Origin of the sequence: Paenibacillus oryzisoli, from assembly GCF_050467285.1 — a bacterium.
In the GTDB taxonomy this organism is placed as follows: domain Bacteria; phylum Bacillota; class Bacilli; order Paenibacillales; family NBRC-103111; genus Paenibacillus_E; species Paenibacillus_E oryzisoli_A.
This window is the reverse complement of the sequence record NZ_JBCMUN010000002.1, coordinates 53053-69072: the sequence shown is the minus strand read 5'-3', so window position 1 is coordinate 69072 and position 16020 is coordinate 53053. Positions and strand designations below refer to the sequence as shown.

5 protein-coding genes are annotated in these 16020 nt (G+C 50.5%); all 5 read right to left on the bottom strand.

Annotated features, from left to right (window positions below; all coding sequences use genetic code 11):
• Positions 1–177: 177 nt before the first annotated feature.
• The 5 genes from ABE504_RS04050 to ABE504_RS04030 all read right to left on the bottom strand — a co-directional run bounded on the left by ABE504_RS04050 (position 178) and on the right by ABE504_RS04030 (position 15893).
• Positions 178–1965 (bottom strand): glycoside hydrolase family 36 protein, encoded by a 1788-nt coding sequence (locus ABE504_RS04050; RefSeq protein WP_430084868.1) that lies wholly within the window; start codon positions 1963–1965, stop codon positions 178–180.
• Positions 1966–2067: 102 nt separating this feature from the next.
• Entirely contained in the window at positions 2068–3642 is a 1575-nt protein-coding gene (locus ABE504_RS04045; protein WP_430084866.1) for an extracellular solute-binding protein, read from the bottom strand.
• Between the two features lie 75 nt (positions 3643–3717).
• Entirely contained in the window at positions 3718–4605 is an 888-nt protein-coding gene (locus tag ABE504_RS04040) for a carbohydrate ABC transporter permease (protein WP_430084864.1), read from the bottom strand.
• Between the two features lie 12 nt (positions 4606–4617).
• Positions 4618–5583: an ABC transporter permease gene (locus ABE504_RS04035; RefSeq protein ID WP_430084862.1), complete on the bottom strand. Its 966-nt coding sequence runs from the start codon at positions 5581–5583 to the stop codon at positions 4618–4620.
• Positions 5584–5813: 230 nt separating this feature from the next.
• Entirely contained in the window at positions 5814–15893 is a 10080-nt protein-coding gene (locus ABE504_RS04030) for an Ig-like domain-containing protein (RefSeq protein ID WP_430084859.1), read from the bottom strand.
• Between the last annotated feature and the right edge of the window lie 127 nt (positions 15894–16020).

Sequence of the window (16020 nt, the reverse complement as noted above, 5' to 3'; positions counted from 1 at the left end):
GTTCATGCCGAACAACAAATTTGTAACACCTGGATTTATAATCGCTCTGCCTCCTATATTTACTGGGAAAAATAAAAAAGGTGCTAACTCGTGACGACAACTCACTAAGTTAGAACCTTTTTTATTAGCATTGCTATTTAAGATACGCGATACTCTTGCCTACTAGTCCCTGCTGCTTCATTTCATCAGCAACAAGCAGGCAGAACCCGCAGGAGGAGCCGGAAGCTTGTACACTCCGACGTCAAGGTTCATCGAATACTCTGCTACGACCTCGCCACAACAATCTTGCAGCACAACGGATGCTTGACCAAGCGGCTCCGGTACTTCGATGTAGATGCCTTCGCGCATACGTCCGTTAACGATGCTCCATTCATGTATGTCTTGTACACCCTGATTCAGAGAAACGACAGTATCATAATATACTGCCACAATTTGCTTTTGGCCCTTTGAGGCACGCACGATCGGATAAAGCAGTTCCGGATTCATTGGCTCTAACTTGCCGCCAAGCAAAATTTCACGATTATCGCACCAGTATGTCAGCCAGTATTGAAGCATCCGCAGATGATCTTCCGGCAGCTTTTCTAAAAGCACTGAAATTTGAGGTACTGAAAACAGTGCATTAATTAGCTGCAGCGCCGCGCTCTCTAAGGGATCTTTGTCATGCCACATGATCATGTCCGCATGCGCAGCTGTATCGCCGCAAATTAAGCGGATATCCAGCGTCCGTACCCGGTTCTGAATGCTATCGTTCGGGCAATCCCAAGCCCGAAGCATATTGCCGTATTTGCGCATCGCCGGCCCAATATAGGTTTGGCGGAATTCGACCATAATGTCCGGCTTTACCGCCCGCAACCGACCAATCGAATCCGTCAATAGCCGATCCACCGCTTCTGGAATGGATTCATAATCCCGGCCAGGCGCGGTTGATGGTGTGTGCAGCTCCGGCGAATAGAACGCATCAATGAAATCTAGTTTGAAGCCATCCAGCTGCCATTCTTTTACCGCCTGCTCATATTTGCCAATGATATATTCCCGAACTTCCGGATATCGGGGATCCAATACGCCTGTTCCTTGCCCTTCGTTATACCGTAGGAAATGATTTTTAAACCGATCCCACGCTTTACTGTGCTTGCCCACAAAAGGCACAGAGTACCACAAAATCAGTTTCATCCCCAACTTGTGTACCTCTTCAACATGCTTCCGCATGTCGGGGAATTTACCATCGAATACTTCCCAATCTCCGGCGTATGCATAGCCTCTTCGGTTGTCTCCGGTTTGCCATCCATCATCCACGATCACGGCCTTCATGCCAAGAGACTGCGCCAGACGACACTCCTTTTCAATGCGCTCCGCCGTTACCTCTTGGTGCATATTGTACCACGTCGAGTACATGGGGCTCCGCGCGACCTCCGGAACGAATGCAGCTTTGTAAGCAGGCATCGCGTTCCACCAGTTCGAAACATCCTGCAGGCTGTCATAATAAGGAATATTTCTTGTGTCCACCAGCAATTCCGCCTCATAAGCCGCAAGGGGAGCCGTCATTTCTTTAAACAATTGGATCGTACAATGGAATTGCGCCGTTTCCTCGCATATGGCACCGGTATAATGAACCGTATTTAATGCGTCCGAAAAGGCGAACGTGAACCGATTAAATGAAGAAACGTTATACAGCGAATATACCGGCGCCGATGTAGCCGCGTTGGAACGCAAAGCTTTCATCCAGTCCGGATGAAAGCTTTTGTTGCGATCCATCGATGGATGCCAGCTGGCATGGATGTCACAAGATGGATGGGTGAAGCTGAGCGTCAGCAGCGGAGGTACCACAGCCTCTTCAGCCTTGAAGCGAATCCGGATTAAATCTACTCCCGCCCCGAGCTGTTCAGCAGAGAGTTCAAGTTTCACATGGTCATTTTCAGTCATTAGCTTAAATTCATGCTTTTCAGTCGCAACTATCAGGGTATTCATGATACAATGCACCTTTCTTGCCAAATAATAACTGCTCAGTCTTACCTTTAGACAGCTCTATTCCGGGAGACCACAAAAGGTTACCCGGAATTTTAACAGAAGTTATTTCAAGCTATCTTTATTTTTGTCATACCAATCCTGCACTTGTTTCCAGACAGCCTCGCCGTTTAGACGTTTCCATTCCTTCTGCAACTCAGCAGCGCCCCATTCCGGCGTATATTGAGGGCCCCCCATAATTACCTTGTTATCGATTTCGTCGGCTTTAGGGTTAAATTCCGCTAAAAACTGGCTTAACTCTGAGAATGAAGGTGCATACGGAATGTCTCTTCTGAATTTGCTCTTCATGGCATTTTCCAGTCCAAGCGCCTTTAGCTTCGCGTATTCCTGAGAAACGGGATCGGATGCAGCCATCTTGACCAGATCCTCTGATTTTGGGTCCCATTGGTTAACGATCGGGTACTCATACGCGTAATCGAGTTCCTTCTTGTTCTTCTCGCCATCGATCGCTTGCACGCTGTCATTGACCTTCTTATAGTGTTCGCCTTCCATACCGAACTTGAGCGTAAACCAGCCCTTGTCGACCATCCAATCGAGGAATTCGACCGCTGCCTTTGGATCTTTCATATTTTTGTTGAATCCGATTAACATGGAAGCAGGGGCTTCCTGAAGCAAACCATTCTTGCCGTACTTCGTATTCAGCGGTTCAAGCGGAACAGGCTGTGCATTCGGCGTGTTTTGTTTCATATCTCTGTATTCGGAATCCAGATTCCACGAACCAAGGTAAATGCCCGCTTTACCCGTCACCCACAGCTGGCGCTCACGTTGATAATTCTTATCCGTGATGTACTCCTTGTCGACCATACCGCTGTCATACATTTTCTTGGAAATCGTAAGAACATCTGTGTAGCGGTCTGTCAGTCGGCCCAGCTGCATCTTACCGTTATCCACGTACCACGTATCCATCCGGGAAGCGTACATGGCTGCCGGATAACTCTTGAACTGGCTATTAAACGCAAATCCTACCGTATCGTTCTTACCATTGCCGTCCGGATCTTTCTCGACAAACGCCTTCGCGACGTTCATCAAGTCCTCATCGGTCTTCGGCAATGGCAGCCCCAGTTTGTCCAACCAATCCTTGCGAATCCATATCCCTTGATTAGCGATCGTATCAATACCGCGTTTTGTCGTCACCGCATACATTTTTCCATCAAACATGACGTACGGCTTAAGATCCGGATGCTCCGTCAAATATTTTTTATAAGACGTACTGTATTTCTCGATATACGAATCAATCGGTTGCAGCGCCCCTTGGGAAGCTAGTAAAGCAACATAGTTGCGATCGTATTCCCAGATCAAATCTGGCGCTTCATTTGCGGCAACCATCGTATTGAGTTTTTGCTGGGCAGTGCTGCGCGGAACCGGCACCCAATTAACTTTAAAGCCCGAATTTTGATTAATCCATTTGGTCCAGCGGTTCTCCTCATAGCTTCCTTCCTCCGCCGGGACGCGGCCCCGGTCAAACATAGAAACACTGATTTCCTTAGGCGGAGCTTTTTTGTCGACGTTGTTGGCATCAGCCGCTTCTTTTTTGTCTCCACACCCGGAAAGCACCCCTGTTAATCCCACTAAAACAGTCAGACCTGCTGCAAACCACTTACTTCTGCTTTGGTACTGCATGAACGTAACCTCCTAAGTTTTACTTGTTTGTTATATCATAAGACAAGGTGTCTTATCGATATCAAGATGGAAATGTCATCCTTTGACGGAACCGATCAGAACGCCTTTTACAAAATGCTTCTGAAGGAAAGGATAGACGATCAGAATCGGCGCTGTTGCCATTACAATGGCCGCAGCACGGATGCCCTCCGGCGTCAGACTTTGACTAATCGCTCCCTCCGAACCGCCCCCCGTGTTTAGCAGAGCTTCGCTTACGTTGTTGATTTTTTGATACAAGACCATCATCAACGATAGCTTGGACGAACTCGTAATGTACATAAGCACATTAAAGTAGGCATTCCACCAACTTACCGCATAGAACAAACCAAGCGCAGCAATAATTGGTTTGGACAGCGGAAGAATGATGCGGGCCAGGATAACAAGATCGTTGGCCCCGTCAATTGACGCGGACTCTTCTAATTCCTCAGGCAATCCTTCATAGAATGACTTCATAACAAACATGTTGTATGTGCTGATTAAGCTCGGCAGCCAGAGCGCCCAATAACTATTCATGATGCCGAGTGTCTTAATCAGAATAAAGTTGGGGATAATTCCCCCACTGAACACCATCGTGAACGTGATCGCCATCAGAAGCCCATTGCGGCCGAGGAGCCGTTTGCGGGACAGCGGATACGCCGCAAGGATTGTTGTAATCAGATTGAAGCACGTGCCCACGAGGGTGATGACAATTGTGTTGCGCATGCCAACTAATAATTGTCCGTCTTCAATCAGATTGCGGAATCCTTCCAGCGTCAGCTCAATTGGCCACAAGAACACTTCCCCTGAGACGATTGCGCGGCTGCTGCTGAGCGAAGTAGCGATTACGTTAAGGAACGGGAACAACGTGATAAATCCGATGAATCCTAGGAGCAGGGCATTGACGCCACTAAATAGCCGATTGCTGAAACTTTTTTGTTCGATCATGTCCGTTTCTCCTCACCATAAGCCTTTTTCCCCGAGCATTTTGACCACACGATTCATGGATACGATCAAAATCAAACCAATGACCGATTGGAATAGGCCCAGCGCGGTTGTATAGCTGTACTGCACATTTTGCAGACCCATGCGGTAGACGTAGGTGCTGATAACGTCCGCGACCTCAAACACAGCGGAATTCTGCAAAATAAATATTTGCTCGAAGCCGACATCCATCATATAGCCCATCTTCAGGACTAGCAGAATGGCAATCGTGCTCCGGATGCCCGGAAGCGTGATGTGCCAGATCTGCCGGAGGCGTCCTGCACCATCGATGCGAGCGGCTTCGTACAACTGAGGATCAATTCCCGTAATCGCCGCCATGTACAGAATCGTGTTCCACCCCGCACTATGCCAAATGCCGGACAATACGAACATGATCGGCCACCAGAACTTGCTTGCCAAAAAGTAGATCGGCTCAATGCCGAACACCTTGTGGAGCACAATATTCACAATGCCTGAGCTGGGGCTCAACAATGCAATGACAATGCCTCCAAGCACTACCCAAGAGATAAAATGGGGTACGTACAGCAAATTTTGCACAAGCCGCTTAAACCACTCCACGCGAAGCTCATTGAGAAGCAGTGCAAGCACAATCGGAACCGGGAAGCCGAATACGACATTGTAAACGTTCAGCAACAAAGTGTTCTTAAGGATATTTAAAAAATCCGGGCTGGAAAACAGCTTGTGAAAGTGCTTCAGGCCCACCCATTCACTTCCCCAAATTCCATCTGCGAACCGATAATTCTTGAAGGCGATGATTTCCCCGAACATCGGTGCATATTTAAATAATAGATAGAATGCCACGACCGGGACTAACATCATGTACAGGTACTTGTCCCGTTTGATACTTTTCCATATCCCGTTCAGCTTTAAATGGGATATGTCCCTCTGCGCTGCATGAGCCGCGACCAGCTTCTTGCTCATTGATACCACTCCTTGACTGTCCTATCGGTTATGAATCCATCGTACGTTGATCTGTTCATCTTGGAAATGTTCTATTTTTCATAACATAGGCGTTTCATTGCTTTTGAAGCGTGAACTTTTATTCATATCGTGGATGTTTGTTATGTTTCTTGGTCTACAAGTCCATCTGTACAAAGAAGCTGTCCCGCGTCATGGAAAATGACAAAGGGACAGCCTCTTCGCTAAGACAGCTAGTCGATTAGCCCAGCTTTCTGCAGCAGCCTTCTTGCCAATGCCGCCGTTTCCCCGCGGGTCAGGCTGCTTGCCGGTTGCAGCTTGTCGCCGCTTCCTTGTACAATTCCGGTTTGAATCAGCGCTGATGCTGCTTCGCGCGCCCACTCAGGTACTTCCTCATCATCAATAAAATGGTTGACAAACCGTCCCTCTGCCGCTGACATACCGACGGTATTCAGCTTCGTGATGTTCATCGCCCGAGCCAGAACGACCATTGCTTCGGCTCGAGTTATCGTACGATCCGGTTCAAACAATCCGTTCTCATATCCGTCCATGAGACCATAAGATACGGAAGTTCCTATCGGTGCAGCGTACCATGCATCATTGGCAACGTCGCGGAAAGAGCCCGCATTGCCCACTTTGGCTTCATGCATACCAAGCGCACGTACAATAATGGCGGCGAATTCCGCCCGCGTCACCGGACGATCCGGAACGAACAGTGCGTCACTGATTCCTTGAACAATCAGACGGGAACTCATGTCGCTCACATCAGCTTGGCTCCAGTGTCCGATGATGTCGGTATAGGTGTGTTCGCTCCGAACTACGGTGTATGTGCTGTTCGTCAAACTCTTGATTACGGCGAAAAGCCTGCCGTCTTTCACGATCACCTTTGTTGGAACATGAGCAATATTGCCGTTGTCCTCAAGAACGACGCCAGTGATCACTTTCTTCGTATCCACTCCATCCGGTAACGGAATTGTCCGCTCTACGTAACTGTCGAACTGGCTAATGCTTACGATATGGTTGCCGTTTGCTGCTTCAACCTCGAAGTTGACAGGCTTAACAACGATTTCGAGGTTCTGGTTGAGTCCCTCTGCATAAACCAAATCCGTTGTCTGCGGAGCTGCGTCCGCAATGCGGATACGGATCTTGACATCGTCTGGCGAAACCGTCGGTCCGAATGCCGCCGCGATGCGATCCGTTCCGATTTGCGATGCCGGCAGCGTATAGATGGCCTTATCCGTCTGAATTTCTATGATTGCGTTCTTTTGCTCCATAGCTTTCAGCAGTTTGCCGGTCAATTCGCCAATCACGACATCGGACGAGGTGTTCAACAGAACCGTTACGACCTTGTCCCCTCCTGTCGTCAACTGCGCCATCACACTGTCGCTATTGAACGTAAGCGTCGTGATGGTTTGGCTTCCTTCCTTGATGGTAACTGCAGCAGCCATCGGTTTTTCCTCTGGTGCGGATCTTTGTGACTGTGACTGAGACACACTATTCGTCGTAGGCGATTCCAGATCTGCTGCTCCAGCTGGGCCAACCTGCACAGAGATTGTTCCGGCATTCGATGAAAGCATCCCGTCGCTTACGGCAAAGTTAAAGGTTGCGATGCCCTCCATACCCGGATCCGGCGTAAAGAGAACCTGGCTGCCGCCATATACAGTGGCAGTCACGGTTCCAGCCGAAGGCTGAGTCGTTACCCAATAGGTGAGAGGATCTTGCTCAGCATCGAACGCCGTGAGCATAATGAAGATGGGCGTCAGGCTATCGGTGCTGTAGGCTTTACTCTCGGCTGCCGGCGCATCATTGACAGGCATAATGGTAACTTCAACAGGTGCGGTTTCCTTCTCCATGCCGTCGGACACTTCGATTGTGAACGCATCGGTTCCGTTAACGTCTTGATACGGCTGATAAGTGAACTGATTCGTGTCTTCTACAAGTGACAGTACTCCCTTCGAGGGACTTTGGGTGATCGTATACATGAGAGGATCATTGTCGGCATCGCTCGCTTGAATGGTGCCAGTGAAGTCAGTATCTTCGTCGATAATGATCGGTGACATCGGTGCAATGACAGGTTTATGGTTGTTTGCGCCCGGGTTTACAACTGTGCTTACCGTAAACACAATGCTCACGGATTCTTCACTCATGTTGCCTGCTGTATCCTTTGCCGTCGCCTTCACCGTATGAGAGCCTGCTGTAAGCACTGCGGCCGGCGTATAGCTCCAAACCCCGCCAACCGCAATTGATGTCCCGACCGTGCTGCCATCCACAATTACAGTCACCGTGCTGCCCGCCTCAGCAGTGCCGCTGTATGTCAGCAACGTATCGTTCGTCACCGTTCCGTTTGCTGGAGATGCTATGACCGGCGCAGCGGGTGCGGTTGTGTCTACTTGATCTTTCACCTTCGGGTTCAAACCTGCTTCATATTCCGCATGGTTCGTTAAACCGTCACCGTCCGGGTCCGCATCAGGCCCGCTTACACTAAGGTTGCTGTGCTCGGCAGTTGTGAAATAGATATGGCGCCAATCATCGAAAGGTCCCATAAACTTGGGCAATTGAGAAGTGGGCAGTATCGTCGGAGGCGTACCGCTTTTGATAATGGGATAGTCCGGTTTGACATATTCGGAATACGCGTATGGGACGATCTGCTGATTATATTTGTAATTCTGCGATTCCTGGTAGCCCACCCATGGACGCTGCGACCATCTGCCGTTATAAGTAACGACGTTGTCCGTGTATACTCTGCCGCCTACTTTTATATTCGAGATTCCGTTATCCCAAACCTGGACGTTCGTGAACGAATTGGTTCCCATCTGGGTCCCTATGCCGTATCCAATATTGTTATACACTATGACATTGTTCGCCGTAAAAGTGACGGTGTCTCTCGCCATATTATAAATACCGTTCTCGTTCCCCCAAAACACGCCCCCATCCACGGTGCTGCTCGTGCTGTCGTGCGAGGAAAATCCTTCGTCAAAATTGTTGAAGGCCTCGATATTCTCAAAGCGAAGCTCTACACCGGTACCGTGTATGTTGAAGGCGTCATTCTGCACACCCGTAATGCGAACGTTGCGATAGGTTTGATACGAATCTGGCGTTACTATTTCCAATCCGTTCGTTAGCGTCGAGATCTCCCAGCCGGATGTTGGAGAAGCTTTATCCGGGTTCAGAATCAGCTTGGTACCGTCCGATGACAGCGTAGCGTAATCGCTTGTGAAAATTCCTGCATTCTGCCCGTACGCCTGGTCAAGCATAAGGCGCTGTCCATTGTACGCCACCAGCTGCCGGAATGTGCTGGAATTCCCCGGCGTTGTGAAAGCAATTGGCGCAGGCAGCGTATACGTCCACTGACCGCTTGCCTCTTGGGTAAACTGGAACGGGGTAAAGCCGCTGATCAGTTCACCGTTTCCATCGAATATAATCGGTTTGCCAGCAATGCCTGACGCGTGCATCACAATCGTTTCGTGATAAGGTCCGCTGCCTGGCACAAGGGAAATCATATCGCCCGGCTTGAGCGCCGGAGTGCTGGCAACCGCTTCTGCAATCGAATGGTACGCCCCGCTCGTAAGCCCGCGCTGGTCGACCAGCAGCACCCGTGGTGTTTGAACCATAAATCCGAGCGGATTACTCTCCTTACCACCCACGGTCACCGCAACAGTTCCTGCACCTGACGCAACTGGCGTCAAGATGGTGCCGTTAAGCGACGCAGAGGCAGGCCCCGTCTTGATCACCCATGACGCTGAAAGTCCGGACAAATCGTAGGAGTTGCCGAATTGATCCTTACCAGTAACAGTAAGATTGGCAAGATTGTATCCCGCTTCACTGGTAAACAGCGTCGGAATCGTTCCACTGATCTGCACCGAATTCAGAACCGGCACAGCGACGGACTGTAAGATCAGGTTGATGCCGACTGCGCCGCTATTCACTACATGGACAGCAGGCATTGCGTGTTCCAAATAACCTGCCTTACTGGCGGTCACGGTATACGTGCCGGCTGGTGCATGCGTTATCGTATACACTCCTTGGCTGTCGCTGTAAGCCCGGTACAGCTCTTGAGCCGGCGCCCCTTCACGCGAAGCTTGAACGAAAGCGCCTGGCAAAGCGATGCCCTGACTGTTCCGCACAGTACCCGTAATACTTCCCGGAATGCTTGATACAGTCATCAACATAAAATCAAGTTTGTCGATTCTGGCGTTTTCGGAAACGTTGGACGTTCCCTCTATCGTCACGGTGTCCCACCGCTTGAGCTGGACACCTGAAATCGTATGCGTCGTTCTTGATTTGTCCGACACCGAGCCGGATCCCAGATCTTGATTGGCGATCCAGGCATCGACCTGATTGCCGTTTACAAACGCCCGATAAGCAGCTTCGCCGTCGTTCTCGTCAAAATACTGCACCTTCAGATCATAGATGCCGTCTTCTCCATCAAGTTGGGTGGATGCCGTCCCCGTTCCACTTACCTTGATAACCTTGCCTCCGGAAGCAGATGGATATGTCGTGCTTTCAACTGCGTATCCGCTCAGCGTCATCGCTTCCGCTTCAACGGTCGTCGTTTGGATCGGCACCGGGACGTAGGTCGTATCAACAGTAAATGACACGGACGAGGATTCCTGGCTTATGTTGCCTGCCATATCTTTCGCCGTAGCTTTGACCGTGTGTCCCCCGTTTGCCAATACAGCAGCCGGCGTATAGCTCCAATAGCCGTTTGCATCTGCGGCCACCGTGCCTTCCGCGGCTCCGTCTACGATGACCGTGACGATACTGTTCGGTTCCGCAGTTCCACTGTAAGCCGGTGTCACATCGTTCGTAACCGATTGGTTTGCAGGCGATGCCACGTCTGGTGCAGCCGGTGGCGTTACGTCTGGCGTATCCGTCAGCTTCGGATTCGAACCTGCCTCGTATTCGGCATAATTGGTCAGCCCGTCTCCGTCGGGGTCAGCGTCAGGCCCGCTAATGTTGATGTTCGACTGTTCTACGGTAGTGAAATAAATATGACACCAGTCATCAAACGCCCCCATAAAATGAGGCAACTGGATAGCCGGCAAAACGGTGACAGCCGTTCCCGTTTTCGTAACCGGAGAACGTTCCGAATAAGCATAAGGTTTGATCTCCACATTGTAGGTGTAGTCCTGCGTTTCCTGATAACCAACCCATGGACGCTGTGTCCATCTGCTGTCATAGGTCACGACATTGACGGTATTGATCGTCCCTCCCAATCGAATGTTTGAAATACCGTTATCCCACGATTGGATGTTTGCAAACGAGTTCGTTCCGCCTTGTGTCGCTAATCCGAAGCCGATATTGTTATACATCTTCACGTTATTCGCAGTAAAAGCAATCGTATTATTTGTCTGATTATAGATACCGTTCTCGTTCTGCCAGAATTCGCCCCCGTCTACGATAGAATTCGTGCTGTCATGAGAAGAATATCCTTCGTCAAAATTGTTAAACGCCTCGATATTCTCGAACCGCAGTGCGGTTCCGCTGCCGTGAACGTTGAAACCGTCGTTCTGCACGCCGGTTACGTGCAGATTGCGATAGGTCTGATACGCATCCGGGTCCACGATCTCGACTCCATTCATGAGTGTGGAGATTTTCCACCCGGATGACGGAGAAGCTTTGTCTGGATTCAGGATCAGCTTGGTACCGTCCGCTGATAACGTGACAAAATCGCTTGTAAAAATCCCGGCGTTCTGTCCATACGCTTGATCCAGCAGCAGGCGCTGGCCGTTATACGTAATCAAATGACGGAAAGTGCTGGAGGAGCCTGCAGTGGTGACTGGAATCGGCGCAGGCAGCATGTAGGTCCATTTGCCGTCCGTTTCCCGCGTGAATTGGAATGGCGTAAAACCGTCGATCGTCTCGCCGTTGCCTTCGAAAATAATCGGTTTCCCAGGTATGCCCGAGACGTGCAGCTGAACCGTTTCATGGTAAGGACCGCTGCCCGGTACAAGCGAAACGATATCTCCAGGCTTTAGCGGCGGCGTGCTGGCGATGGCTTCAGCGATGGACAGATACGCTCCGCTTGTTAATCCGCGCTGGTCAACCTGCAATACTCTCGGCGTACTGGCTGCAACAGACAGCACAGTAAAGGCTTCCTCATTACTCTCTTTGCCGCCTACAGTGACGACCACTGTACCCGTTCCTTCTGTAATTGGCGTCAAGACGCCATTCATGATTGAGGCAAATCCTGTTCCCGCTTTTACCGACCAGGTGCCCGTTAAGCCTGTCAGTGAATAGGCGTTGCCGTACTGATCCATGCCCGTAACAGTCAATCCGGAGAGATCGTATCCCGTACCGCCCGCGGTAAGAGCCGGTATACTACCACTCACTTGAACAGTGTTCAGATGCGGAGGCGCTGCGGGTTGCAAAGTCAGATTGACTCCTGTAACAGCTGCATCCGCAACTGCAACACCAGTGGCTGTGTTATCCGTAAAGCCCTCCTTATGCATTGTAATCGTATACGTGCCGGTTGGCGTATGGGTGAGCGTATACATACCCAGACTGTTCGTAAAGGCCTGATACACATCTGCAGGCGTTATTCCGTTGCGGGTTGCCTGCACGTGCACACCCGCCAAAGGGGCGCCTTGACTATCCAGTACAGTACCCGAGATGCTGCCGGGTATCGTCGATTCAGCCAACAGAACGAACTCCAGGCGATCTACTCTGGCTGCTTCCGAAACTTCCGATTTGCCTTCCAGCTTAATGATGTCTCCTCGTTTAAGGGTAAGGCCAGAGACGAGTCGGAACGTCTTCGTGACATCTGCAACTGAAGCGGAGCCCAAATCCTGATCGGCAGTCCAAGCGTCGACCTGAGTTCCATTTACATATAGCTTGTAGGTCGCCTTTCCGTCATTTTCGTCAAAATAATGCACCTTCACATCATAAATACCGTCCACCTCGTCAAGCTGGGTCGAAGCTGTTCCCGTGCCGGACACTTTAATCACCTTGCCTCCGGAAGCTGGCGCATAGGTTGTACTGTCGATGACGTAGTTCAGGAGTGTCATGTCTTCAGCTTCCACGAAGGTGGTCTTAATCGGTGTAGCCAGTTCAACCGTGAACATCGTTTCACTGGAGAACGGGCTCACATTGCCAGCAAGATCAGATGTACTTGCTATGACGGAGTGGTTGCCAATCGACAGCTCCTCAGACGGCGTATAACTCCAGTTCCCGTTGATATCGGCCGTCGTCATCCCGGGGGATCCGCTGTCGATATACACATTTACGATGCTCTTGGCTTCCGCCGTTCCACTAATGGACTGCTTCGTATTAAACGTGTGCGAACTGTTTGCGGGCCTGCTGATAACCGGTGCTGCCGGAGCTGTCAGATCAACCGTAAACGAGAAGACGCTGGACTCCTGAACCGGATTACCGATAGGATCGATTGCTTTCGCCTTAACGGTGTGTGCTCCTTCAGCCAGCGCTACGGAAGGTGTATAGCTGAAATTTCCACTTCCATCAGCAATTACCGTTTGCGGCGGATTGTTGTCGATGAAGACGCTGACCGTGCTGCCGACGACTGTCGTTCCGTTTACGGTCGGCGTGGTATCGGTCGTAAATGAAGCATTTTGCGGTGTGGTGATGACTGTTTCGGGCAGCGATCCGCTATAGACCCTTCCCGAGGGCTGGAAAATCACGTTATCGTAGAACGCATTCTTAAATTCCAACGGAAAATCCGTCTTGTCCGCTGCCTGTACGCCGTTAATCACAATGTTATCAAACGTCAGGTTTGTGATCGGATGGGCTGCGTCATAGCCCGCTATGGAAGACGACTGCTTCGCGCTGTTCAGCGAATTGAAGTCCTTCACGGTTACGCCGTCTATCAGGCCCGGATTCGAATCTGTGGTCCGCAATTGGATGCGGTAATAAAAAATTCTTTCATTATAATTACCGCCGACGAATTCGGCCCGGTTATTGAGCAAGTTGATGTTCGAGATGTGGCCTTCATCTCCTGCCCACACCGCAGCGAACCGGTCACAGTAGATGATTTCGTTATTCTCGAATGTAATGTCGTTAATGTCCATCAACGTTTCATCGCCAATTTTAAAAGCGGATTTCAAACTCCAGAAGACATTATTCTTGATTGTCAGTCCCGTTGTTGGTCTTTTCAGGTTCATATAATTGGTGACCTTAGGCGAAATCGCGTCGTCGCCTGTATAGATGAAGGCGCCTTCAACGATAACATTTTGCGAAGCGTCGATATCAATCCCATCCGTGTTCGTCACTGTCGGGATCAGCACACCCGGACTTGCCGGGTCGGGAGCGCCTCGTAGATCGTTGATGACTTTGATATTTTGCATCACAACATCTTGGGCATACAGCAAATGGAGCGTCCACCTTGCCGAATCGAGGAAGTAGACGTCCTGAACTTGCAGATCCGTTGCGTCAGCGGTTCGCAAGAGCTTGATATTGGCTTTATCATTCAAGGTTCGAGCCGTATAGCCGTTACCATCGATAATCCCCCTGCCGCTGATTTTGACATGATCTGCATGTCCGATGAAGATGAAGGAGGAGTCCGAGCTTTGCTGCACAGGATAGTTGGTCGAGTTGAAATCCGGCACTGCTCTGACCCATGCTCCGCTCTGCAAATACAAATGTACGTTGCTCTTAAGCTTGAGTTGAGCGGTCATATACTTGCCATCAGGCACGTATAATACGCCGCCGGCTCCGTTATTCAACGCTGACGTGGCATCAATCGCTTGCTGGAAATAGCTGGTTACGGCTGCCTCGGGATCGCGGTTTGCCGGCATGTAATCGGCCAGATTGATGACGTTCGCATCGTGAATGTCAGGCGCTCCCGTTTCCAGGCTATCGGCAAATAACAGCAGCTTTTCCAAATTGTTAACGGTTACAACTAGTGTTCTAGGCTGCGTGATGGAGAACGTTAGATTGTTCCCGCTGTTTACGCCTTGAATCTGGTAATTCTTCGGGCTGATTTCGTAGGCAGCTACCGCTTGATTGGCGGTTACATTCAAGTTCGCAGTTCCCGAATAAGAAAAACGGGCGAAGCTGATATCCCCGAACTTCTCAACGAATATCGGTTGTCCGTTGACGGTAAGGGTATAGGAGCTGCTTGCTGCTGCGCCGGGCCTTACCGGATACGCCACAATCGTAGAGGGTGCCGAAGGGGAGCCGCTTTGCTGGTAAAGCGCCGACGATCCTCCGCTGTTGACGTTGACAATATCCGTGTCGCCATCGCCATCGAAATCTCCGACTCCCAGAAATCCGATAAAGAAATGGTTGACGGTCGTACCAGGATAAGTCACGTTATGGAACGGATTGCTGTTCCCCGTCAGCTCCGTGAAGCTGCCGTCGCCGTTATTATTCCAAAACTGCAAGCCGGTATTGGCAGAAATACGGTTTACCAGATCGACGAGTCCGTCACCGTTGAAATCCCCTGCTACAAAATTTCCTGCAAGCGTACCGATAGCCCCCCCGAATGCATGGAGCGGATTCACAGCTGCGCCCTGCAGCACCGTAAAGGTTCCCTCGTCATTCCGGTACATGGCAGCCGAACCGCCGTGGTTCGCATTAAAGATATCCATGTCGCCATCCCCGTCGAAATCCCCCGCAGCAAGCGACGACGTCGTGAAATAGGCGGCGTTTGCCGTAAAGGTAACGCCCGCAAGCGGATTGGCGGCGCCAGTTAACTCGGTAAATGTGCCGTTTCCGTTGTTCCTCCAATACTGGACGCCAGTGCTTGCCGAATTCCGGTTAACAAGATCCGTGTCCCCGTCACCATCAAAGTCGGCGGCAATTGATTTGGAGGAGTTCGTTCCGACCGCCACTGCAAAGGCTTGGAGCGGGTTTGTCCCCGAGCCCTGCAGAACAGTAAAGACGCCTCCGTCATTTCGGTACATGGCAGGCGCTGCGGTTTCCGTTGAAGTCCGGTGATTGGCGTTGAATACGTCAATGTCACCATCCCCGTCGAAATCTCCCACGGTCAAGTACAATGCGCTGAAATAGTTTGCGGCAGTACCCGCAAGCGTCACGTTGCGGAACGGATTGCCAGTGCCTGTAAGCTCCGTGAAAGTCCCGTTCCCATTGTTTCTCCAATACTGGACACCGGTGTTCGCCGAGTTACGATTTACTAAATCCGTATACCCATCACCGTCAAAATCGGCGGCAATAAATTTGTTGTTTCCCCCTGATCCGCCAACCGCCGCTCCGAACCCTTCAAGTGGATTGGCTGCTCCAGTCAGAACGTTGATGGACGAGGCAGCAAATACAGTGGTAGCGCTTCCAAGCGATGCCGCCAGAAAGGAAACCGCCAACCAGACGGACATGAACATATGAAGCCATTTTTTACCCACGTACAAGACCTCCCCTAGAAGTAAATGTTAGACGTTCAAACCGACAAGCATCAAACAACCTGGACACTCCAATCTCCCCCTCCCATTCCAATATATCTTGCATCTATCATCCTACTTTGTTTGTTTC

Bases quoted from the DNA above. Each gene is read 5' to 3' on its own strand.
- ABE504_RS04045 (WP_430084866.1), bottom strand. From the start codon at position 3,642: ATGCAGTACCAAAGCAGAAGTAAGTGGTTTGCAGCAGGTCTGACTGTT.
- ABE504_RS04040 (WP_430084864.1), bottom strand. From the start codon at position 4,605: ATGATCGAACAAAAAAGTTTCAGCAATCGGCTATTTAGTGGCGTCAAT.
- ABE504_RS04035 (WP_430084862.1), bottom strand. From the start codon at position 5,583: ATGAGCAAGAAGCTGGTCGCGGCTCATGCAGCGCAGAGGGACATATCC.
- ABE504_RS04050 (WP_430084868.1), bottom strand. From the start codon at position 1,965: ATGAATACCCTGATAGTTGCGACTGAAAAGCATGAATTTAAGCTAATG.